This window comes from Rhodothermales bacterium (assembly GCA_041391505.1).
Lineage (GTDB): Bacteria > Bacteroidota > Rhodothermia > Rhodothermales > JAHQVL01 > JAWKNW01.
The window spans coordinates 146,802-171,044 of sequence record JAWKNW010000010.1 but is presented as its reverse complement, the minus strand read 5'-3'; the positions used below and the strand labels follow the sequence as shown (position 1 = coordinate 171,044).

General features: G+C 65.6%; 13 protein-coding genes. 7 read left to right on the top strand and 6 right to left on the bottom strand.

The window, feature by feature from the left end; genetic code table 11:
* Positions 1–8 precede the first annotated feature (8 nt).
* Positions 9–3,839, top strand: coding sequence for a DUF6807 family protein (locus R2834_11885; protein MEZ4701025.1), 3,831 nt, complete (start codon positions 9–11; stop codon positions 3,837–3,839).
* Positions 3,840–3,907: 68 nt separating this feature from the next.
* Here R2834_11885 and R2834_11880 read toward each other — a convergent pair whose 3' ends face one another.
* Together R2834_11880 and R2834_11875 are read right to left on the bottom strand one after the other, a co-directional pair.
* The gene (locus R2834_11880) at positions 3,908–5,284 is read right to left on the bottom strand and encodes an SLC13 family permease (GenBank protein MEZ4701024.1); all 1,377 of its coding nucleotides are present in this window, start codon (positions 5,282–5,284) and stop codon (positions 3,908–3,910) included.
* 223 nt (positions 5,285–5,507) lie between these two features.
* Positions 5,508–6,776 (bottom strand): DUF362 domain-containing protein, encoded by a 1,269-nt coding sequence (locus tag R2834_11875; protein MEZ4701023.1) that lies wholly within the window; start codon positions 6,774–6,776, stop codon positions 5,508–5,510.
* Between the two features lie 421 nt (positions 6,777–7,197).
* On the opposite strand from R2834_11875, the gene R2834_11870 reads away from it, so the two are divergent.
* On the top strand, positions 7,198–9,522 hold the full coding sequence (locus tag R2834_11870) for a TonB family protein (protein MEZ4701022.1): 2,325 nt from the start codon (positions 7,198–7,200) through the stop codon (positions 9,520–9,522).
* A gap of 15 nt (positions 9,523–9,537) precedes the next feature.
* Here R2834_11870 and R2834_11865 read toward each other — a convergent pair whose 3' ends face one another.
* The 4 genes from R2834_11865 to R2834_11850 form a co-directional block, all read right to left on the bottom strand.
* Positions 9,538–11,937 carry a T9SS type A sorting domain-containing protein gene (locus R2834_11865; protein MEZ4701021.1) on the bottom strand — a complete coding sequence of 800 codons (2,400 nt, stop codon included), beginning with the start codon at positions 11,935–11,937 and terminating at the stop codon, positions 9,538–9,540.
* A gap of 42 nt (positions 11,938–11,979) precedes the next feature.
* A complete protein-coding gene (locus R2834_11860) occupies positions 11,980–12,576 on the bottom strand; it encodes a hypothetical protein (protein MEZ4701020.1) in 597 nt (198 codons plus the stop codon).
* 74 nt (positions 12,577–12,650) lie between these two features.
* Positions 12,651–13,628 carry a hypothetical protein gene (locus tag R2834_11855; GenBank protein MEZ4701019.1) on the bottom strand — a complete coding sequence of 326 codons (978 nt, stop codon included), beginning with the start codon at positions 13,626–13,628 and terminating at the stop codon, positions 12,651–12,653.
* Between the two features lie 26 nt (positions 13,629–13,654).
* Positions 13,655–15,595: a protein kinase gene (locus R2834_11850; GenBank protein MEZ4701018.1), complete on the bottom strand. Its 1,941-nt coding sequence runs from the start codon at positions 15,593–15,595 to the stop codon at positions 13,655–13,657.
* Between the two features lie 603 nt (positions 15,596–16,198).
* Here R2834_11850 and R2834_11845 point away from each other — a divergent pair.
* The 5 genes from R2834_11845 to R2834_11825 are packed head-to-tail and all read left to right on the top strand — an operon-like array spanning position 16,199 to position 24,126.
* Entirely contained in the window at positions 16,199–18,028 is a 1,830-nt protein-coding gene (locus R2834_11845; GenBank protein ID MEZ4701017.1) for a multiheme c-type cytochrome, read from the top strand.
* Between the two features lie 42 nt (positions 18,029–18,070).
* Positions 18,071–19,534 (top strand): hypothetical protein, encoded by a 1,464-nt coding sequence (locus R2834_11840; protein MEZ4701016.1) that lies wholly within the window; start codon positions 18,071–18,073, stop codon positions 19,532–19,534.
* A complete protein-coding gene (locus R2834_11835) occupies positions 19,531–21,642 on the top strand; it encodes a multiheme c-type cytochrome (protein MEZ4701015.1) in 2,112 nt (703 codons plus the stop codon). Before R2834_11840 ends, R2834_11835 begins: the two co-directional genes overlap by 4 nt.
* Positions 21,635–23,266, top strand: coding sequence for a cyclic nucleotide-binding domain-containing protein (locus tag R2834_11830; protein ID MEZ4701014.1), 1,632 nt, complete (start codon positions 21,635–21,637; stop codon positions 23,264–23,266). The genes R2834_11835 and R2834_11830 overlap by 8 nt, the downstream gene beginning before the upstream one ends.
* Positions 23,263–24,126, top strand: coding sequence for a hypothetical protein (locus tag R2834_11825; protein ID MEZ4701013.1), 864 nt, complete (start codon positions 23,263–23,265; stop codon positions 24,124–24,126). Before R2834_11830 ends, R2834_11825 begins: the two co-directional genes overlap by 4 nt.
* Positions 24,127–24,243 lie beyond the last annotated feature (117 nt).

Sequence of the window (24,243 nt, the reverse complement as noted above, 5' to 3'; positions counted from 1 at the left end):
GCTGCAACATGTCCGCACCCACGCTTGCATTCCGCGCAATCTGCCTGCTACTCCTCTTCCTGCCGGCCGCCGGCTGCACGCCGCCGGGCGGAGAGCCGGCCGCGCCGGCTTCCGTCGCCACGACGCTCGTGCTGCGCCAGGACGAAGCCGCCGGCACCATCAGCGTCTTCCGGGCCGGCGGCGGCACGCCCATCCTCACCCAGAACGCCCGCCCCGACTTCCGCCCCTATCTCCACCCGATGGCAGCGCCCGACGGCAACGGCGTCCTCACCGAATTCAGCCCGGAGCATCACCGGCACCAGACCGGCCTCTACTGGGGCTTCACCCGCGTAAACGGACGGGATTATTTCCATCATCCGGAGGGCGATTACTGGCGCCGCGTGTCCGCCGAGGTGCTGATCCCCGAAGGGCCGCACGTGCAGTGGCGCACGGTGTACGATCTCCTGGGCGAGGACGGCGGCGTCGTGCTCACCGAGACGCAGACCTGGGCGATGCAGGAAGTCGACGGCCGCTATGTGCTCGACCTCGAATGGCAGGGCACCGGGCGCACCGACGTCACGATCGGCGAATACGACTACGGCGGTCTTTTCATCCGCATGCCGTGGAAGGAGGGCATCGAGGGGCGCGTGGTCAACGCGGCACGGCAGCAGAACGCGCGCGCCGAGGGGCAGCGCGCCATGTGGGTGGATCTGGGGATGAAGGTCGACGGCCGCGACGACATGGCGCATATCGCCGTCTTCGATCATCCCGACAACGCCGGCTTCCCCCAGCCGTGGCGCGTCGACGACCAGCTCGGCGTCGGGCCCGTGCGGGCGCGGATGGGCGACTGGACGATCCCCGCCGGCCACACCGAGACCATCCGGCATGAACTGCTCGTGTACACCGGCGAGATGAGCGACATCGCGCTCACCCAGGCCTGGCAAACCTATAGCGGCGACGAGGGGATGTATTCAACCGCCTCCCTCTGGGGCATCGCCCAGCAGGAAGGGCTCGACGCGGAGTTCCTGACGCCGCAGCGGGCCGTCGAGGAGATGACGATACCGGAAGGCTATACCGTCAACCCCTGGGCCGCCGAGCCGATGATCACCCAGCCGATGGCCTTCGCGTGGGACGATCGCGGCCGGATGTGGGTCGCCGAAAACCGCGACTACGAATCCCGCGGCTCCGGCTTCTCCAACTCGGGCGACAGCCGCATCCTCATCATCGAAGATACCGATCACGATGGCGTGGCCGACAGCCGGAAGGTGTTTCTGGAAGGCATCCCGTTCCCGTCCGCCATCGCTGTCGGCTTCGACGGCCTCTTCCTGGGCGCGCCACCCAACCTGCTCTTTGTGCCGGACCGCGACCGCGACGACCGGGCCGATGAAGACGACATCGAGATCCTCCTGACGGGATGGGGCATCCGCGACCGGCACGAGACGATCAACAGCCTGCACTGGGGGCCAGATGGCTGGCTCTACGGGCTCGAAGGGTTCGCCACGCCGTCGAAGATCCGCAAGCCCGACGGGAACGACCGGCTCTACCGACACGGCGAGCCGTTTCCGGACGATCTGCTGGAACGCGACGGCGTCGACATCGACGGCGGGGTGTGGCGCTACCATCCGGTGAAGGACCGGTTCGAGGTCGTCGCGCACGGATTCAGCAACCCCTGGGGGATCGACTACGACGCGAAGGGGCAGCTTTTCATCAGCGCGTGCGTCATCCCGCACATGTTTCACGTGATCCCGGGCGGGATCTACCAGCGCCAGGGCGGCCGGCACTTCAATCCCTATGTCTACAGCGACATCCAGACCATCGTCGACCACCGCCACCGCTCGGCCCACGGCGGCGCGCGGATCTATCAGTCGGACGCCTTCCCTGAGGAGCAGCGCGGCCGGCTCTTCATGGCCAACATCCACGAACACGCCGTCCTGACCGACATCCTCACCCCGAAAGGCTCCGGTTTCGTGGCCAGCCACGGCGAGGACTTCCTGCTCGCGAACAACGCGCAGTGGATCGGCTTCAGCATGGAGATCGGTCCGGGAGGCGACGTGTACGTGCTCGACTGGCACGATGCCGACATCTGCGGCAAGGACGTCCTCGACAAGGACACCGGCCGCATCTTCCGCATCGCCCCCGAAGCATCCCTCGCGGAGCCGTGGGAAGGGCGGTATGACGACCTGGGCGAGAAATCGGACCTCGACCTCGTGCGGCTCCAGCGCAGCCCGAGCGACTGGCACGCCCGCCGCGCCCGCGTCATCCTCGAGTACCGCGCCTCGCAACGCCCGCTCGGCGAGGCGGCGCAGTCGGCCCTGGCCTCGATCTACGACGACGAGTCCAACGCGGATCATCGCCTGCGCGCGTTGTGGACGCTCCACGTGACCGGCCTCGCCACGCCCGACCTGCTCAAGGAAGCCCTGGAGGATCGCGACGAATACGTCCGCGCCTGGGCGATTCAGCTGCTTACCGAAGATGGAACGCCGGACAGCGAGGCGCTGAACCAGTTCATGCGGATGGGCCGGCTTGACCGGTCGCCGGTGGTGCGCAAATACCTCGCGGCGGCCCTGCAGCGTATCGATCTGGCGTCGCGCTGGGATATGGCCCGCGGCCTCGTGCAGCAGGCACAGGATGCCGGCGACGCCAACATCCCGCTCATGTTGTGGTTCGGGATCGAGCCGCTGGTGCCGAGCGATCCCGCGCGCGCGATGGAGCTCGCCGGCCTCGCGAAGATCCCCCTGATCGCCGAATACATCGCCCGCCGCGCGGCGGACGGCAACCTGTTCGAGCCGCTGTTCGACGGCCTGGAGGCCAACGCCTCGGCGCGTCCGGCGATGCTGAAAGGGCTCCGCGACGCGCTTGAAGGCCGCGCCGACGTCGACACGCCGGCCGGATGGGCCGAGCTGTATCCCCGACTGCAGAAACAGGCGGACGCCGCGCCGCTCGCGCTCGAAGTGGCCCAGCTCTTCGGCGACGCCGAGGCGGTGCAGGCCATGCTCGCTTCGTTATCCGACCCCTCCGCGCCGGCGGACCAGCGGCAGAACGCCATCGCGGGCCTCGCCGGCCGGCAACGGCCCGAACTGGCGCCGGAAATCGGCCGGCTCATGGACGACCCCGCCCTGCGCATCCAGGCGATCCGCGCCGTCGGGGCCTACGACGACGGCGCGCTCAGCCAGATGCTGCTCCAGCGCTACCCCGGGTTCGACGCGGCGGAAAAAGCCGAAGCGCTCCGGGCGTTCGCCTCGCGCCCCGTGCACGGCCGCGTCCTCACCGAGGCGTTGAAGTTGGGCACGGTGCCCAGGGCCGAGGTGCCGGCGTATATCGCCCGGCAGCTGCGCCGCGTGGTGGGCAACGGGTTTGTAGAAGTCTGGGGTCCGATCGACGACCTCGCGCTGCGCAACGAGGCGGCCTACCGGAAGTACCGCGCGCTGCTGACCGACCAGGCGCTGGCCGGCGCGCATCCGGATCGCGGCGAGGCCGTCTTCCAGCGCACCTGCGGCGCGTGCCACGCGATCAACGGCGCGGGGGGCGCCGTCGGGCCAGACCTGACGGGCTCCAATCGCACGAATATCGACTACCTGCTCGATAACATCATCAACCCGAGCGAGGTCATCCAGGACGACTACCGGATGGTGATCGTCACGACGCACGACGGGCGGACCTACATGGGCAACCTTACCGGCGAAACCGAGCGCGCGGTCACCCTCCGCGTGGTCGGCCAGGATGCCGTGGTCGTCGACCGCTCGGCCATCCAGTCGATCGAAACCTCCACCGCCTCGCTGATGCCGGAAGGACTGCTGGATACCCTCACGGATGCGGAAGTGCTCGATCTGATCGCGTTCCTGATGAGAGTCAAGGCTTAAGGTTCGAGGTTCAAGGTTCAAGGGAAAAACACGTTGAACCTCGAACTTCGAACCTTGAACCTCAAACCTCAAACCTTCATGGGCCAGACCGCGGCCATGATGAGCACCTCCAGCAGCCCGACCACCCCGATGGTGGCCAGGGTGACTGTCCAGGTCTGCAGGGTTTCGCGTTCGGTGAGGCCGCTCATGCGGGCCACGACCCAGAAGCCGCTGTCGTTCATCCACGTCACCACCATGGCGCCGAAGCCGATGGCGAGCAGGATGTAGATGGGATGGTAGGGCAGGTCGGCGCCGTTCCCGATCAGCGCGAACATGATGCTGGAGGTTGTGATCATCGACACCGTCCCCGACCCCTGGGCGATTTTCATCACCGCCGCGATGAGCCACGCGAGGAGGATGTAGCTGACCGGCAGGTCGGCCGTGGCCCACTGGATGGCGTCGCCGATGCCGGAGAGTTTGATCATCGCCCCGAACGCGCCGCCGGCGCAGGTGATCAGGATGATCACGCCGGCCACCTGCAACGGCTCGCCCATCGCTCCTCCTACCTCGCGAATCCCCCAGCCCTTCCGCCGGGCCCAGAGCCAGAGCGAAATCACCGTGCCGACAAACATCGCCACGTTCTTGTTGCCGGCAAAGGCGATCGCCGGCACGTCCGTCCCCATCGCCGTCGCCACGGTCGCCGAGCTGATGAGGAGGACCGGCAGCACCACCGGCGCCAGCGACAGGAGGAGTCCGGGCGTCCACCCGTCCTCCCGCGGCCGGGGTTCCAGCGCGACGAGTCCGGACGGCTGGAAGGTGACGCCGAGTTTGCGGTTGATGCGGGCGCCCATGGCATAGGCGGCGATGCCGGGCAGGATGCCGGCGGCCAGGCCGGCCATGATCGTCACCCCGAGGTCGACGCCCAGCGTCTCCGACATGATGAGCGGGCCCGGCGTAGGCGGCACCAGGTGGTGGGTGACGGCGGCGCCGCCGGCGACGGCCATCACGAGCAGGATGTAGTCCTTGCCCGTCCGCATCCGCAGCGCGAGCACGAGGGGGAGGAGGAGGAAAAAGACCGTGTCGAAAAACACGGGGATGCTGATGATGAAGCCGCTCGCGAACAGCGCGATGGCGGCCCGCGACTCGCCCATCGCGCCGACCAGGGAGTTGACGATCCGGTCCGCCGCCCCGCTTTCGAGCATCGCCGTGCCGATGATGGCCGCGAGCGCGATGACAAAGGTGATCTGGCCGGCGACCACCCCGAATTCCCGCATCGGGATCTCCACCGCCCGCACGATGTGCGCCAGCGAAGCGTCGCCCGGCAGCGTATGGCTCAGCAGCCCCACGCACACCGCCGCGAGCATCAGCGCCAGAAACGCATGGATGCGGGCGACCGCGATCAGGTACACGACAAAGGCGATCCCGAGGATCAGCACGACAAAAGGCCAGTAGGGCGCGGCGGTCATGGGATTAGGGATTACAGATTAGCGATTTCCGATTTCCGATGTGACGTTATGCACGGTAGCGAGGCGATCTATGGATACGGGATACACGATGCAGGATGTTTACCGAAAAACCGTGTGTTTATCGTGATCCTGCATCCTGCATCCCTGTGCCCTCCATCGGAAGACCTGAGGCTATGGTGCGTATGATCGGTCACAATATTCGATGTACGATCTACCATACCGATCACCCCCAGTCCATTGGTGCCGGCGGGGAGATCAGGTCCAGGTTCGGGTTGCGGCGCACCTCGTCCAGCATCGGTTCGGAGACGTGGATCTCCGAGATGTGGAGCGTGTCCTGGATGCGGACGATGCGGGCGCGCTCCGGTTTGACGCGGAGGAGGGTTTTCACGGCGAGGCGCACCGCGTCGTCGGCGGTGTCCATCACGATGGGGATGGCGCCGCCGTCGAGGTAGGCGCTCGTGATCACGTTCGCGTAGGTCGTGCTGAAGTCGATCCGGTTGAGCAGCCGGCGGGTGATGACATCGGCCTGCCCGACGCCGGTGGCATTGCCGTGCGTCTGGTCGGTGAGGTCGAGCAAAACCACTTTTTGCACCCGGGGCCGGTCGAAGCCGGTGACGCCGCGGCTGTTGCGGCCGGCGACGTTGGGATCGAACCCGGAGCCGCTGATTTCCTTGCCTATCCGGTCGATCACCAGCACGTCGATCTCCTCGAAGAGGAGACGCGGCATCTGGTCGTTGGCGAGGGCCTGGAGTTCGACTTCCCGGTCCAGCAAGCGCTCGGGCAGGATGGCCTCGACGTGCGCCGTGTGTTCATAGGCGTCCTCGACGAGCGCGACGCCGAAGAGGAACGGGATCCGCTCCATCAGCGCCGCGGCGGCACGGGGCAACACCTCCGCGAACCGGTCCATCCCGTGGTCCGTGTGCATGATGGTGGCTCCCGCGATCTTCCCCATCCCGATCACCATCATCTTGATGACCCCGCTCTGGATGGGGCCGCGCACGGTGGTGTGCGGCTTGACCCGGTTGATGAGCACGACGCCGTCGGCTTCGTGGGCGTGGCGATCCATGTGGAGCGGGGTGCCGTCAGCCATGCGGACGATCTCGACGGTATCCATCGTCGCCCGAATCGGCGCGCCGACGCGGGCTTCGGTGATGCCGTAGTCGGCGAGCACCTGCGTCTGGCCGGCGGCGGTGGCGCCGCCGTGGCTGCCCATGGCGGGGAAAATGAAGGGGTTCGCGCCGGCCTCCTTGATGGCCGCCACCAGCGCGCCGACGGCCGCTTCCAGGTTGGATATGCCCCGGCTGCCTACGCCGACGGCGATGGAAGCGCCGGGGGTGATGCGGCTGCGGATGGCCGGCGACAGCACTTCGGACCGTACGGCGGCGGCCACATCGGGCAGCTCGCGGGCCTCGAACGTTTGCCGTACGCGGGCCATGGCGGGGATGGGGATCGCGAGACCGCCCGAGATGGTGAGGCGTGACGTATCGAACATGGGAGCGCTTTGGTGGGAGAGCCGGCAGGTGAGGGCTGAGGGCCAAGATACGATTCCCGAGGAAATCGACCGACATATCGTGCGCCGGCGCCTGCGCCAAAAGCATCCCGTGGATACGCCTAAGGTTACGTAAGTGAATGCCTAAATAACCACGCCGGCGTGGGGGAGGCGTGCCGTTATTTGTAGGTAGCTGTTCATTTGTGCTCCCGGAGCCGTCGGGCTGTAGCGGAGGCAGGGCTTTTCGTTTAGTTCCCACCAGCAGGCGCTGCGTCGCTCGACGCGTTGCGCCGGCTTGCACATCTCGTGGGTACTCAGGCATGCCTTCCGCCCGATTCGATACGCGCCGCATGGCTCCCGTGGGGCTGCGTGGCCGGGTGCTTCCCCTCGCAAACACATCCACATCGAGTCTTCTACGGAAACCATGATCCTTTCCAACGGAAGTATCCTGAACGGTCGGTATACCATCCAGAGCGTCGTAGGCGACGTAGGTCCCTACGATGTCAATTACCTGGCCTGGGATCTGAAAACGGAGCGTGAGGCGGTCGTACGCGAGTATTACCCGCTGCACCTCGCCAAGCGCTCCCGCGACGGCGCCAACCTGGAGGTGAGCAACCCCAGGCTCTTCGAGTACGGCCTCGGCGCCTACCTGGCGGAAGGAGCCCTGCTGATGGAGGTCAACCACCCGCGCGTCGTATCGTGCACCGACCAGTTCAAGCAGAATGGGACGGTTTACCGCGTGAGCGACTACGTCTCCGGCGCCTCGCTGTCGGCCTACATCCGCCAGCATCAGGGGCGGATCGCCGAGGAAGACGCGCTGGGCGTGATCCGCAGCGTGCTCGGTGCGCTCGATGTGTGCCACGCGCGCCGGCTGTTCCATGCGGGCATCACGCCGAAATCCATCTACATGACCATGAGCGGCCAGCCGGTGCTGCTCGGGTTCCAGGCCGCGCGCTTCAAGCTGGCGCGCCGCTGCGAGACGCTCGCCGAAGCGATCCACGCCGGCTTCTCCGCGCCGGAGCTTTCGGGCAACGACGCGCCGGACGGACCCTGGTGGGACGTCTACGGATGCTCCGCCACGCTGCTCTACATGCTTTCCGGCCGCGTGCCGCCCGCCCTGGCGATGGCCTCGGAAGCCGGCCGCATCCAGACGGCGCTGCACCGGGCTTCCGGCATATCCAACGAGTTGAGGAGCGTCCTGGAGATGGGGCTGGCCTATCACCCGGCGGATCGGCCCTCGTCGGCCGCCGCGTTCAACGCGTTGCTTGGCGAGGTCGTCGAGACGACGTCGCGCCGGCTGCGCGCCAACGCGTCGCGCCCGGTGCTGCATGTCGGTGTCGATCTCGAGGAAGCAAGCAGCGACGCCATCTGGCACAGCGATGTCGAAATCGTGGCCACCACGCCGGCCGCCCCCGCCGCCCCCGTCGAGCACATGGAAACCACCAGCCCCGTCCGATCCGCAAAACAAGAGGGGGAAAGGCCCATGCAACGTGAATCTTCAGAAATCGTCCCCACCACGCCCACCTATGTCGCCTCGAACGGCCACGAGCGCGTGAGTGCGCGGGCGTCCGACGCGGCCCCGGGTCGTGAAAAAGAGCTCGAACAGCTCGTCGTGAAAATGGTGAAGTGGCAGCAGGTGTTCGTGGGGAGCATCCTGGCTGTGGTGTTCCTGGCGATGATCGGCGTCATCGGCGGTGTGTTTTTCGCCCCGGGCATCTCGCAGCGTTTCCTGTCTCAGGAGCCGGTTCCGGGCCCGTCCGCCCAGGCGCAGGCGGCCGTCGAGCCGGCGCCGGCGGCTATCGCGCCGATCGTGGCGCCCGCGCTGCCGGCGGTGGACACGCTGGTCGAGGCGTCGGCCGAGGCGGTGCCGGACGAGGTCATCGACCTCCCCGAACCGCCTATCGCCGCCGTCGACCGCGAAGACGAGCCGGCCCGCACCGAGCCTGCCCGCAACGAGGCGACCCGCAACGAGTCGACCCGCAACGAGGCGACCCGCAACGAGTCGAGCCCTACCCGGCGTGAGCCCGAGCCGGCCTCCGATCCCGCGCCCGAGCAAACCGGGTCTCGCCCCGAGCCGGTCGAGGCGCCTCCTCCCGTGCGCCGCGAGGAGCTGACGTCCGCCGCCGCCACGCCGCCTGAGCCCGAAGCGACGCCGGCGCCGGCGCAAGCCGACTCCATCCCGGTTCCGCCGCAGCTGACCCCGGAACAGCTGGCCGCCGAGATCCGGAACGAGCAGTTCAACTACTACCGGGCCCAGGGCGACAGCCTCATCCGTCTCGGATTCCACGCCGCCGCGCTGCACCTGTATCAGTCGGCCCAGCGCATCAAGCCCATGGATACCTATGTGGCGGACCAGCTGGCCCGCATCGAAGCGAAGCTGAAGGACGATGTCCGGCAGCAGGAGATTGCCGATTCGCTCAAGGTGCGCATCGGCAAGGTGACGGACGGCGAAGGCTACTTCGTCGCCCCGGACACCCCGATCGCGGTGATCGGCGAGGCGGACGTGCGGCGCAACATCAAATATCCATTCGCGGCGTCGAGCGCCGGCATCACGGGGCGCGTGACCGTCCAGTACCTGGTGGATGCCAACGGCCGTTTTGTGACGGCGCGCGTCCTCAACGGGATCGGGGCCGGGTGCGATGAGGAAGTCGTCCGCGCGCTGCAGGGCGCCCGGTTCACGCCGGCGACCTTCAACGGCCAGGCCGTCACGGCGTGGGGGCGGTTCAGCGTGGTGTTCGGCCGGCGGTAAAAGAAGGTGCGTCTGCTAGCGGAGCGCGATGACGCGTCCGGTGGCGCGGCCCGTACCGCTTTCCAGGACGTAGAGATACATGCCGGACCGGACTTCCTGGCGGGCCTGGTTCAACCCGTCCCACGTCACGGTGTGGTACCCGCGCGCCGTCGACTGTTCCGACAGGAGGGTGGCCACTTCCTTGCCCAGGAGGTCGAAGACCTTGAGCGTCACGACATCGTCGGCGGGTAGCGCAAAACGGATCGTGGTCGACGAACGGAACGGGTTGGGGTAACTTTCCAGCACGAGATCCTGCGGCAATTCGGCGGCGGCGTCGAGTGCCGGCGAAAGCGCCGCGGCCTCGCCGACGAGCAGGCTGAACCGGTCTGCATAGGCCTCCACGGACCCCGTGACCACGTAGTTCGGCGTTTCGCGCAGGTTGAGGGTCGTTTTTTCCAGATGGTCGATCAGCCACACCTCCTGGTCGGCCGGCACATCAGCCACCCCGTCGAAGGTAAGCGTGATCGGCGAATCGACGGAGGCGCTCAACTCGAACGTCCACACGGCGCGGCTGCCTTCATAGGGGCGCGCATCGGTCGTGAAGCGGCGGAACGGGACAGACCAGTCGGCATGCCCGAAATAGACGGAGACATAGTCCCCGATGACAGGCGCTTCCGGTCGGTCGAGAGCGTCCCACTGCGGGCTCGACGTGGAAGCAAGTACGGCGGCATTGTCGGTGTCCGACGCGCCTTCCGCCTGGGCGAGGATGCGGATCTGCCAGTCGATCCGTCCGGTCTCATCCACGGCCGCTTCCGCTTCACGGGGCGTTGCGCTCGTCCGCGCGAGGATGTCGGCTCCGAACGGTGCCACGAGCAATTGATCGGAATCGACGGCCGCCACGGCGTAGCCGCTGAAGGGTTGAAGCGCACCGGTGTGCGCCCCCCAGCTCCCGTTGAACGCCCGAATATCGAGCGTGCCGCCAGAGGCGAGGCGCACCTGTTGCCGGCCCACCGGAAAGTTGAACGGCGTGCCCACGAAGGTCCATCCCGGGTTGAGGGGGATGGCGTATTCGCCGGCGATGGACACCGATGTGGCCGGCCCGGTCGTGATCGAGCGACCGGCTTCGCTGCTGGCGAGCCAGAAGGCGGCGCCGGGCGTCATCGAGCCGGAAGACGGAAATTCCGCGTACGTTTGATCGGCGCGGAGCCCGAAAAGGCGCCAGGACGCCGGGTCATAGGCACCGAGGTCGTCCTCCAAGAGGGTGCCTGGCGAGGCGTTGCTCACGGTCACCGGGATCGACACGAGCCGATAGGCCGATTCGCCGGTGCCGTTCACGGCAAGCGGCTGCGAGAGGCCTTCAGCGTCGGTCACGGCGACGTTGAAATCAGGCGTGTTAGAGGTCGCCCCCGTCTGGTCGGCCGCGCCGATGGCGTAGCGTAGACCGCGCAGATCAACATTGGCCGACGGGACGACGACCTGCCACTGATTTCCACCGACATTGGTCATGTTCAGGATCGGCGGCGTGGTCGTGGTGCCGCCGGGGGCATACGCCAGCAGGGCGACCGAAATGGGTGCGCTGCCCGTGATCGATGCGCTGATCGTCAGGTCCTCGCCGGCTGGCGCCGTCGTGATCGGGGTATGCGTGATCACCGGCGGTGCGCTGACGGCGGCGTCGTATTGCACGATGGCTTCGAGCCACATCAGCCAGCCGTTATTGGCCTCGGAAAACCAGGAGGTGGACATATTGATCCAACCGCCGCCGCTGAGCTGTTCCCAGTCCTCCGAGACGAAACGCCCCAGGAAATCGGTCGACGCGATGGCGGCGCGCTCGTAATCGGCCGGCGTGTACGCACCGAAATCGACGACGACAAAAAACTCATCCGGGACATCGATAGGGGTGTCGAAGACGTGGATCGTCGTAAACGCGGGGGTGTTCAGATCCTCGTCCGCATCGACGAACGCGAAGCTGAAGATCTGCCCGCCGAGCAGGGTCCCCGGGCCGCCCGTGGTGCCATCTACATCGAAAATCTCGATGGCGTACTGTTCCGTGGTGACCTCGTTCGCTTTGTGAATGAAGGTGACGAAGACCTGCTCCACCGATCCGTTCCTGGCGCCGGCGGGGAGGGTGAGTCGGGTCGCCTTGCTCTGGTCCTCGAACGAGTTGGTGCCGTGGATCCAGCCTGTCGAACCGTCGACGAGCGCGCTCGATGGGACCCTGAACACCGTGTTGCTCCGCGTGAAGTTGCGCAGCGTGTCGCGCGCCATGCTCGTTTTGGGTGAGGCGCCCGCCGGCATGGGGGCGACGGGCGCGTGCGGGGTGGCGTATATCGTCGGGATGGCGCGGTCTCCGGCGCGTTTCTGAGCTTGCGCCGACGGGACGCAGAGGATCGAAAGGACGAGGAGGACGGCGAGGTGAAATCTAGGATTGGATAACATATGCACTGCTCGAATAACGGGGCCGGAGGCGGGAAACGGCAATCACTGGGGAAGGGCGGGCGGACTCGAGATGGGTTCGCCTCCGGAGCTTGATCCGTCGCCTTTGAGCAACAGATAGGCGAGGCCGCCAACGGCCCCCACGCCGAGCCCGGCCAGGACATATTTGCCCGCGCCTCCCCGGCTCCGTCGCGAGGTGACGACGGGTTGCGTGACTGGCGGCCGGGTCTGCGCCGGCTGCTCCGCCGGCGCGGCGGCCTGGGTCTCGGGGGTCAACGTGGTGTCGAGTTCCTGGCGAACCTCCTGGATGAGCGTAACGAAGTTCGGAGGATCCATCGCCGGGTCCGGCTCATAATCGGGTACGAGCGTCAGCAATCGACGCACGGATTCGCGGGCATCGACCTCCAGGCCTTTGCCGATGTAGCAGAGCCCCTTGAGGCGGTAGGCCGTCCGCCGCTCCGCTTCGGTGACGTCCGGCAGGGCCATGCAGCGGTCGAGCAGGGCGATGGTCTCATCAAATGCACCACGCGAGTAGGTCTGGTTGGCCTCGACGAGGAGGTCGCTGCAGCGTGCGTTTTGCGCCTCGGCCGTGGTCCAGCACATCAGGCAGAGCAGGGCCAGCAGCGTGGCGCGTGGGGTCATCGTATGGCGGATAAAGCGCGTCATATGGAGCATGTAGGGATTTCGAAAAAACGGAATGCCGTGGCGTCTCGGCGTCAGAAGAGACCGCTTACACCGAGCCCGAACGTGCCGTAGGACTCGTCCTCGACGCGTCGGCTGGCGTAGGTAACGTGGATCAGAATCCGGGTGCCGGCGGAGACGGGAATGCCGTAGCCGGCGCCGACGAGTACGCCGAGTCCCCAATCGGAGGAACTGTTGATGTCTTCGGAGGAATCGAGGACGAGCCGGGCGGGTCCGAGTTCGGCGCGGACAAAGGGGCCTTCACCGATACCTTTCTGGATGAAGTACATCGCGCTGGCGCCGACGGTGTAGGCGTTGATCTGCAGGGTGGCGGTTCCATCGTCGTAGCGGTCTCCCCAGGCGTTGATCGAAACCCCGACGATCGTCTGATCGCCCGCCGGCAGGTAGAAGCCGAGGAGGTCGAGCGAGATGCGCGTATTGTCCACTCCCAGGTCCTTGAGCCCGTCGAGCACGTCGCCGAGTTCGCCGGGATAGGAGATGAACGGCAGTCCAAGCCCCCAGTTCGTGTACCAGGATTCACGCTTATTGCGTCCGGCATAGCGGGTATTCGAGCGGAGCCGGGGTTGTGTGGTGCCCGCGGACGGCGGGCCGGCGGCGGGCTGCTCCGACAGCTCGGCACGGACGTCTTCGAGGAGCTGGACGAACGCCGGCGGGTCAAGAGCGGGGTCGACTTCGAAATTCGGACTTACTTCCAGGAGACGCTGTACGGCCTCACGGGCGTCGGACTCCAGCCCTTTTCCAATGTAGCTGAGGCCTTTGAGCCGGTAGGCGAGCCGGCGCGTGGATTCCGGCACGTCCGGCAGGGCCAGGCATTGGTCGACGTGCACGATCGTTTCGTCGAACCGACCGAGCGCGTATTCTTCCTGCGCCCGCTGCAGCGCATCGGTGCAATTGGCCGCCTGGGCATACGCCCGGGATGCAGGCAGTGCACTGCAGACCGTAAGCGCGAAGAGGGAGGCAAAACGAAGAAGGGATCTGAAGTTTCGATGCATCGTGCAGGCTTGTCGGGATTGACGACTCAATTCTCCGGGACCAGGGTAAATGCGATAGGCTCCTGGAGGTCTTCCTCCAGGGTGATCTTTTTGGGCTGGCCTTCCATGCGATAGCCCTCTTTGCGCACGGCGATGGTATGGTTGCCGGCCCGGAGGACGACGGGAAGGGGCGTGAATACGCCGGTACCGGTGCCGTCCACCACGATCTCTGCATTGGTGATGGGCGGCGTCGTAACGATGACCCGGTACATTTTCTGGAAATCGAAGAAAACATCCTGATGCTGGCCCGGGCGCAGCGTGACGACCTTGTCCCATTCGCCGAACGACGGGTGCATGGCATGCAGCCTGTAGGAGCCCGGACCCATCTCTTCCGCATACGGTACGCTCGACCCCGACATTTTCCGCACGTCGTTGATGTCGAGGGAGCCCCACGGATGGATGACCACCCGCAGTGACCCGTTCAGGGGTTGCAGGGTGGCTGTGAGGCTGGCTTGCCGCTGCGGCTGCAGGGTCCCGGAAAAGGGTTGATAGCCGTCGAGTTGCAGCTGCACCGGGTAGTTTCCGGCCGACACGCCGGGCATCTGGAGCGGCGTCGTTCCCCGCGACTTGCCGTCGAACAGCACGGTGGCGCCGGAGGGGGTGGATCGGATGTTGACCGTGTACGTCGTTTCGGTGCGGGTTGCCGGGACCTCCTGCGATGCGGGTTGCGGCGGCGTCGCGGCGGGCGAGCTAACCGGATCCGTGCCGGCGGGCCCGGCCAACTCGCTGCCCGATTCCCTGGTCGACTCACCGGCAGACTCGTTGGCCGGCGTCGGATCGTTTTCCTGCAGCGCCGTGTTCTCGTTGGTCGGCGGGGGCGTCTGGGCCGACGTATCCGCCCGGCGCGTCGGCGCGTCATCGTCCGGCCTGAAGAGGAACACCCCGAAACCGACGAGCGCGAGGAGGAGCACGCCGCCGAGGTAGCGTTTCATCCGGCCGCCGGGCGCCGCCGTCGCGGTGTGCTCGCCGGGCAACAGGGTATGGAGCTCCGGCTTCGGGGCCGCCTCGGGTTTGAGTCGGGCGGCCTTGGGCGCGGTGAAAATCATCGTTTTGTCGACGCCGACAGGGCGCTCCGCCGTCGGGCGGGCGGGTGGGGCGCCGGTGCTGCGCTCGAACTGCTCGATGGCCTCGCGCATCTCGCGGGCGCTCTGGTACCGCTGATCGGGATCCTTCTTGATCGCCCGCATGACGATCTCGACCAGCCCCGGCGGCATGTGCCGATTGAAGGTGTTCGGGGTGGGGATCTGTTCTTCGGCGACGGCTTTCAGGATCGAATAGGCCGAACTGCCGGCGTCGAAGGGCATGCGGCCGGCGAGCATCTGGTACAACGTCATACCGAGCGCGTACAGGTCGCCGCGATGGTCGACCTTGCTCAGGGCCTCCGACTGTTCGGGCGGCATGTAGTAGAGGGTCCCTCCCGTAACGCCCACGCGGGTCATCATGGAGGAACTTTCTTCCTGAATTTTAGCCAACCCGAAGTCGCTTATCTTCACATCCCCCCGCTCGGTCAATAAAATATTGTGCGGCTTGATATCGCGATGGATAATGTTCGCGTCGTGCGCGGCTTCGAGCGCCAGCAGGCTCTGCTTGATGATCGGGAGGGCCTGCTTGGGGGGGACGATGCCCTGGCGCTCGATGAGATGGCTCAGCGTCCCGCCGCCCACGTACTCCATGACGATGAAGAGGTGGGTCTCGACATGGCGAAAGGCGTAGACATTGACAATGTTGGCGTGCTGAAGCCGGCCGAGTACCCGGGCTTCCGATTTGAAACGCCAGAGGAACTCCTCGTTCGTCGCCACACCGGGGTTCATGACCTTCAACGCGACGACACGGTCCAGCGAGGTGTCGAGCGCTTTGTACACGATACCCATCCCGCCATGCCCCAACACGGCTTCTATGGCATAATTCTCGATGGACTGACCTATCATGGTACTACTAGACCAGGTATCCTCGTGTGGAAGTTCCTCGCGTGGCGTTTTTGCGCAGGGGGCATTTGCCGGGGAGTCGATCGGAGAGATCGCGCGGCAAGCGCAGAACCTACAGCATAGGACGCCTCGTGTTTCCGTCCGGGCTCGGTGACCGCGCTTTGCCACAACGTCAAGATAGGGCATGGCGACCAGATCTGTACGCTATCACCCGATCATAATGGTTTATCACGTCTCTAGCTGTTTTTTTTCGGCGATTGGTTACGAAAATTTCATTCAGCACGATGCAGGATCCGTTGGATATGCCTTTTTATTAAGGGATATTTCGGTGCGTGTGTAAAAAAACGTGGCGATTGATGGTTTCGGGTGCGTCGTTTTTTTCGCTGTTTGCCCTATATTGGATGGTCCCTGAACTGGTTTGTCTTCCGGTGCGCCGTTTCTCGGCTGCGAAACGGCACTGTGCCTTCATCTCCTCATGCTGCCAGTGATCTGGGGAAGATCCCTGGCCCTTTACCTTATATGCTCCACGTTTATCGTTCGTGTGCGCACGCGCATCGTGCGTGCCGTAATGTGGTCACGGGCTTCGTCGCGCTAGCCCTTTCCTTTTTGCCGGTCCTGTTACTGGCTTTTGCACCGGTCGACCCGCCTGACCCGGCCGACCCCGGAAAAACCGCCCGGCCGGTCTATGAGGCCGTGCTCGTCGATGACGTCCGGTATGGATTCGCCGACCCCGACAGCCTGAAGCGGGCCCGCTGGGTCGATTCGGTCCACGTGGCCCTCACCCTCGAAGATCGTTTCCCGTCGGCGAATACCTGCGCTACCTGCCACCCCGATCATTTCCGGGAGTGGTCCGTCTCCCAGCATGCGTATGCGCAGATCAGCCCCATCTTCAACGCGATGCACGGCACGATCCTGAAACTGACCAACGGGACGAACGGTGACTTCTGCATTCGCTGCCATACTCCGGTGGGGATGAACCTCGGAGAGCCGGAGTTCATGTCGAACATGGACCGAAATCCGACTTCGCGGGAGGGCATCACCTGCATCGTATGTCATCGGGTCCAGAACGCATACGGCAAGGTGAGCGGCCGGCTCGCGATCGTCGAAGGGGACATTTTCGACCCGGTCTATGGCTCGCTCGGAAACGAAATCCTTTCCGAAGTCACGGCCGACGGCAGCGGCTACAGTGTAAATACCGAACGCGGGAAGTCGGGCCGGTCGATTCACACGGACGCCCGCCAGCTCGAGCAGATCACGACATCGGCGTTCTGTGGCACCTGCCACGACGTGAACCTGGTCAATGGTTTCAGGCTCGAAGAGGCCTTCAGCGAATACAAATCCACGGAAGCGGCCCGGAATCAGGTGTCCTGCCAGGATTGCCACATGGGCAAGGAGCCCGGCAAACCGTCCGGCTACGCCATGGCCCCCATCGCCGTCGTCGGCGGCAAGCCGACGCGGGAGCGGAAGCGCACCAACCATATGTTCGCCGGCCCCGACTATTCGATCGTCCATCCCGGCTTTTTCCCGCACAATGTCCGCGCCGCCGAAATGGCCTCGATCCGCGAGTGGTTGACCTTCGATATTGAAGCCGGCTGGGGAACGGACGCCTTCGAGGACAACGTGCCCGAAGGGTTTGTCTTCCCTGAACGCTGGACCTTCGCGGACGACCGGTACGACGCCCGCGAGATCCTCAATGAGAACCAGGCGCTGTTGGACCAGATCGCCGAGCAACGCCTCGCGGTGCTCCGCGCCGGCTATCTGCTGGGCGACGTGGAACTCGAAAAATCGGGAGCCGGCGGCGTCGTGTTTCATGTCGAGGTCGCAAACGGCACCAATGGCCACAACGTGCCGACGGGCTTCGACGCCGAGCGTCTCGTATTCCTCCAGGTGACGGTGACGGACGCCAACGATAACGTCGTGTTTCGTTCCGGGGACCGCGATCCGAATGGCGACCTCCGCGACCTGCACTCGCTCTACGTCCACAACGGCGAGTTGCCGTTGGATAAATACCTCTTCAGCCTGCAATCGAAATTCCTCACCCGCATGGTGCGCGGAGGGGAGCGCGAGCAGGTGCTGGCCCTCAATTATTCGCCGGATCCGTTACCCTTCCTGCGCCCATCGACGCGGTCGACGGTCCTGCTGGGCCGGCCGGTCGGTGCACGCAAGCACCGTACGACCATCGCGCCCATGGACAGCAAATGGGCCAAGTATGAGGTCTCGCGCGCCGACCTGATCGGGAGTTCGCCGCCCTATCGGGCCAACATCAAACTTATCGCACAGATGGTTCCGGTCAATCTGATCGATGAGATCCAGCACGTCGGTTTCGACTATTTCATGTCGCCGCGCTCGGTCGCTACCCGGGTCGTCGAAGGCGCCCAGGTGCTCTGGGAACGCGACGTCACCCTGAGCGCCGAGTCTGTCGCATCCAACCGATAATCCGGCATGTCATCTGTCGTATTGAGCATGAATGAGCGTTTTGTGCCTCCAGCCTCTCTGTCCGCTCGCCGCATCGGCCTCCTGTTTTGCGTCCTTATCCTCATGGCGGGAGGGACGGCAAACGCCCAGCATCGGCAGGAATCCGAAGAAGATCATAGCGAGAGCCGCTATTCCGACGAACCGATCCCCCTGGCCGACCTCCCCGAACGTCCCCGTCCGATCCTCGAACTGGGCGAACCGTTCCTGGGCACGGGTACCTTGAAGCAAGGCGTGCGCCTGCCTACCGGCGCCGTATGGCAGCCGGCGCTGATGGCGTTCGGCACGCTTCGCTCCGCCGTCCAGGGATTTAATGCGGGCGTGGGCGACCAGGAGGTCAGCCTCACGGAAGCCGCCTTCCGGTTCGACCTCTTCGGCAACCTCTACCTCACCTCCACCGAACGGGTGATCATCGGGTTTCGCCCGCTCGATCAGGGGGGGCGGTTCACCCGGTATACGCTCGATACCAACCTCGAACTGGGGGAAGAGGATTTCGAGGACGAGTTCAATTTTGGACTGCGCACCCTCTTTTTCGAGGGGGATCTCGGCGAACTGTTTCCTGCCGCGGACTGGAAGGACAGCAAGGGGCTCGATATCGGCATCTCGGTCGGCCGGCAACCCCTGAGCTTTCAGGATGGCCTGATGCTCAATGAAGACGCGATCGACATGGTCGGTCTGACCAAAGCCAACATGAAATTCTCCGGTCTGGTGAACATGCGGGCTACCCTGATCTTCGGGTGGGGGGATATCGACCGCACCGTCAGCCCGAACTTTTTCACCTCGGGGGGCGGGAATACCGGCGACGCATCGGCCATGCTGTTCGGCCTTTTCACCGAGACGGATACCCGTAAACGGACGGTCGAGGCGGATCTGGCTGTGGTGATGGCCGACGAAATCGGGGGAGATGGCGCCTACGCCGGCCTGGGGAGCACCCGCCGATTCGGGCGTTTCGGCAACGTGTGGCGCGCGGTGGCTTCGGCGACGATCGGCGACGAGGGGCTTCATACCGGGAACGGCGTGTTGCTGACCGAACAGCTGTCCTGGACCCCGCATCACACCCATAACTTCGCCTATATCAGCGGCTTTGTCGGACTCGGCGAGTACCGCTCGGCCGCTCGCGGCCCGTCCTCGGGCGGACCGCTCGGGGGCGCCGGCCTGTTGTTCGCCTCCGTGGGTCTCGGCCGTTTCGGCGCACCGCTCGGCAATCAATCCGACTACTCCGTGGGCGGCAGCGTCGGATACCAGATGTTTTTCCGTGAAACCCGGCACCAGCTCATTCTGGAAGTCGGCGGACGGTCGCAATACGACGACACGCAGGGGGTGCCCCAGGTCGATGCCTATGGCGGCACAGCCCGCTACCAGATCGCGCTGCGCCGGCGGGGTGTGCTCGTCATCGACGGGCTGGCGGTCTCGACGACCGAGGGCGACGTGACGACGGCGGCGCGTCTGGAACTGGTACTTAAACTATGAAGGGGATTCGGATACGCGCCTACCTGACGCGCTTGATGCGCACCTATGCCGCGGGCATCGTGCTTTCCGCCGCAATCCTCGGACTCGGGCTCGCCTATCCGGCGCTGCGAGCGCTGGCGCTCAGGCCCCCGCAGGAGGCGGATTCGCCGTACCTCCGGACGGATCCGGAAAAGATCGTGCTCGCGCCCGGCGACGATCGGGTGCCCTGCGGCGAGTGCCACAGTCTGGAATACGACACCTGGAAAGCTACGCCGCACGCCACGGGTTTCGACACGATGCATCGTTCCCAGCAGGCCCAGAGCATCCTGGAGCGAATGGATTTTCGTTTGTCCAAACGCGAGAGCCTCTGTCTGCGCTGCCATTATACGGCCGAGATCCAGAACGGCCAGGCCAGGGCCATCGCCGGCGTATCCTGCGAATCGTGCCACGGCGCGGCACGGGACTGGCTCGACCTTCATAACAATTATGACGGGGCGACCCACGAGACCGAGACCGAGGCGCATCGGCAACAGCGCGCACAGGCCAGCGCCGCCGCCGGCATGTTGCGTCCCTCCGAGAACATCTATGCGGTGGCGGCCAACTGCTTCGAGTGTCACACGGTGCCTTCGGAGAAACTCATCAACGTCGGCCGCCACCCGAGCGGGAGCAAGATCGAACTCGTCGAATGGACGGGCGAGATCAGCCACAACTTCCTGCAGGCGCAGTGGAGCAACGACGAGCAGAACCGCGAGCGGACGCCCGAGCGGAAACGCCTGCTCTACGTCGTCGGCCGGATGCTGGATTACGAGTACAGCATCCGGGCGGCCGCCGAGGCGACCGAGGCCGGCAGTTATGCGAAGGCGAACGAACGCCGCGTGGCTTCGGCCGTGCGCGAACTGGAGCGGGTGATGCAGGCCAGCCCGATCCCCGAGCTGGGCGAAATCCTCCGGCTCCACAAGGACGTGCGCCTCGCCCCCAACAACCGGGCGGGCCTGCTGGCTACCGCCGAGAAGGTGCGCGATGCCGGACAGCGCGCCGCTGCGCGCCTCGACGGCGGCACACTCGCCGCGCTCGACCCGCTCATCGAAGGCCGTGGCGCCCCGGTGCCGGAACCAGACGACGCGCCGGCCGCCGAAGTTGCTGAATTGCCGGCCTCCGAACCCGCCCCCACGGCCACGCCCAGCCCGGCCGCAGGGGAGCAGGCGCCCGCGACCGCGGCTCCGTCCGCTCCCGTCGCCGTCCGTGTCGCCGGCGAAAAACGCAGCAAGCCGGCGTGGTTTCCGAACGAGACGTACGAAGTCACCCTGCCCGGCTGCAACTGCCACGGTGCGGCCGAGGACTGGCTCTTCTCCGATGCCCACGGTCGCAGCGCTGCGCCGGTGGCGAACGGGACGCGCAAGGCGCTCCAGATCGCACAGCTGTATGGGCTCACGCCGGCGCAGATGAAGCAGGGCGACCAGATCTGTATGCAGTGCCACGGTACGGTCGAGTCCGGCAGCGGCAGCGCCCAGGTGTTCGAAAGCGTCGGGTGCGAAAGCTGCCACGGGCCGAGTTCCGGCTATCTGTCGCCGCACAAGCGGGGCCAGGGCTTCCAGAACGGCCTGGTCGACTTGCGCGACATCGACGTGCGCGCCGCGAACTGCGCCCGGTGCCACCACATAACGGACGAGCGTCTGCTCGCCTCGGGGCACTCGTCGGGCGAGGGCTACAACATCCAGGAGGGCAATGGCAAGATCAAGCATTGGCCCGATCCGGATCTGGAGCGACCGGCGCAACCCGACATCGATTCCGGCGCCCTGCGCGCGGCGTTCGACCGAATCAAGCAGCAGCGCCCGGTGCCGCGGGTTGAGGTAGCGCGTGCACCGGAGCCACCGCCGTCGCCGCCCGCCGCAGCACCCGTGCGTGCGCCGGCGACGCGGACCACCGTCGGCGACCCGGTGGCAAGCGCCCCGCCTCGGCCGCCGCGTCCCCGGGCGGTTGCGCGCGGAGCCGCGCCGACCGCCGCGCCCTCCAACGTCACGTTACCACCGTTGCCGGCCGTGGCAGACTCTGCGTCGGCGGAAGAGGTGCTCCGCATCGTCAAGGAACGGCTGGAAGCCCTGTACAAAGCCCTGGGTCGTGATGAGTAAACAACAACGTCCGACGATGCGCGTGAAGGAAGGCGCGGAGCAAAAGTTGTTCGAGGACCGGTGGTCCGGTTACGGAAGCCAATCCGGCATCAAACGGTTCTCCGATCAGCTGTCGGTGTCCGAACTCCAGAAGCTGGAGCTGTTCAGGGATTTCGAGCCGGAGGCGCTGATCCCCATCGCCCACGACATTTCAGTGGCTACCTGGGAGCGCGGGGCAGTGCTTTTCGAGGAAGGCAGTTATCTGGATCTCGCGTTCTACGTGATCTCCGGTACGGTCGATCTGTACGTGGACAAGCACAGCGAATCGGTCAGGCCGATCTTCAACAGCACCGTCCTGACGGGCAGCGAAGAGGCAGCCCTGCAGGCCGCGCCACCCGCGCCGCGCGTACAGCCGGCGTCGCGTCCCGACCGGCCCATCACCTTCCTGTCCAACATGGACGTGGACATCCCGCGCGGCGAGTCGCTTTCGCTCGGCGCCGGCGAGGTTTTCGGTGAGATCGGCAGCCTGAACGGGTGGCCGCAGTCGGCTACGGCGAGGGTCTCGCAGGAGGCTACCCTGGTGCAAATCCGCTTGCCGGCGCTGCGAGAACTCAAGAAGCGGTCGAAGGCCTTCAAAGATCGGCTCGACGCCCTCTATCGCGCCCGGACGCTGATCAACCAGCTGTCCAGCACGCCGCTTTTTGCGCAGGTGGATCCGGGATTCGTGCGGCAGCTGGCCGAGCGGGTGCAGTTGATCTCGCTGTCGCCCGAGGACCGCATCATCGAGCAAGGCGCGCCCGTCGATGCGTTGTACATGGTGCGCTCCGGCTTTGTCCGCCTCGGTCAGAAAATCGGCGACCGTGAGGCGACGGTGACCTACCTGAGCAAGGGGATGACCCTCGGTGAGGTTGAGCTGCTCGTCGACGGCCTCGACGGATCCCGTTTCTCGGCGACTTCGGTTGGATACAGCGAACTGGTGCGCATCGAACGGGCGGATCTGCAGATGCTGCTCGACCAGGAGCCGACGGTCGTTCGTCAGCTCTGGGAGGTGGCCGTGGCGCGGATCCAGGACACGGGGTATACCCGAAAGCGGCTGGACAAGGCCGACCTGATCGAGTTTGCCCTGTCGAAGGGGCTCGTACAGGGCAACAGCATGCTCGTCATCGACCTTGACGTGTGCACGCGGTGCGACGACTGCGTGGAGGGGTGTGCGAGTACGCACGGCGGCCGGCCGCGGTTTGTCCGCGAGGGCGATAAATATGGCCAGTTCCTCATCGCCCGATCCTGCTATCACTGCGAGGATCCGGTATGCCTGATTGGCTGTCCGACCGGCGCCATCCGCCGCACGAACGTGGCGGAGGTCGTCGCCATCGACGACGATCTGTGCATCGGCTGCGGCAACTGCGCCAACAAGTGCCCCTACGATGCCATCGTGATGCACGAGACCGGGACGAAGTGGCCGGCGGACGCTACGCCGGCCTGGCTCAGCGGGCGCGACCGCAAGGTGGCGAGTAAATGCGACCTCTGCCACACGTCGGAGGCCGGGCCGGCGTGCGTGAACAGCTGCCCGCATTCGTGCGCCTTTCGCATTGGCAGCCTCGAGGACTTTCAAACCCTGCTGGCAGGCGGAGGGGGTGCGGCATGAAAAAGACGGCGATCTACCAACAGAAGCGCTCTGAGGCTCCCGGCTGGATCAACACCTGGATCCAATCGCCCACGTGGCTGCTGGGCGCCGGCGTGAGCCTCGCGCTCTGCGCCGTCGTCTACGCCGCGAACGCCATGCTGGGGCGGCTCTCGCCCGGGAGCGTTTGGGGCCTGGCCTACGGCATCGGCGCGGCGGTACTGCTGGTCGCGCTCAGCCTGTACGGACTGCGGCGCAAGGTCGTCCGCTTGCCACGGCTCCAGCGCGTCTGGTACTACCTCCAGTTTCATGTGTACGGCGGCGTGCTCTTCCTCGTATTGATGTTGATGCACACCAACTTTCACGTACCCCGCGGGGTGCTGACCTGGTGGCTCTGGGCATTGAGTCTGTGGCTGGTGGCGACGGGGCTGATCGGGAGCGCGCTTCAGAAGTGGGTGCCCCGGTTGATCCAGGGCGGACTCTCGAACGAGGTGCAGCTTCAGCGCATTCCGGAGCTGCTGGAGGCGATCCGGAAAGAAGGCGAAGCGTTGTCGACGCGCGGGACGGAACGGATGCAGGATCTGTACCGGGAGCGCATCGCCGGCCACCTGGCGTCGCTACGCCCCCAACTCGCGTATTTTATCGACCCGTCCGGTTTTATCCAGCGGCAGAGCGCCTTTTTTGATGCGATGCGCCGGTACCTTGGCGGCGCCGAGCTCGAACAACTCGACGACCTGGCCCGGCTCTACCGGGCCAAGCTCGAACTCGACGCCCATTACACGCTCCAGCGGACGCTGCGCGTGTGGCTGGTTTTCCATGTCCCCGTGGCGATGATCGTGCTTGGCCTCGTCGCATTGCATGTGGCTACCGTATTCTACTATTAAACGACCGGTAACATGACAACGCGCGCTGCCGGATGCCGGCCGAGCCTTCCATCGCCTGGCCTGATGCACGCCACCGACCCCTTCATTGAACGCCGCACGGCGGCTGTGACCGATTTC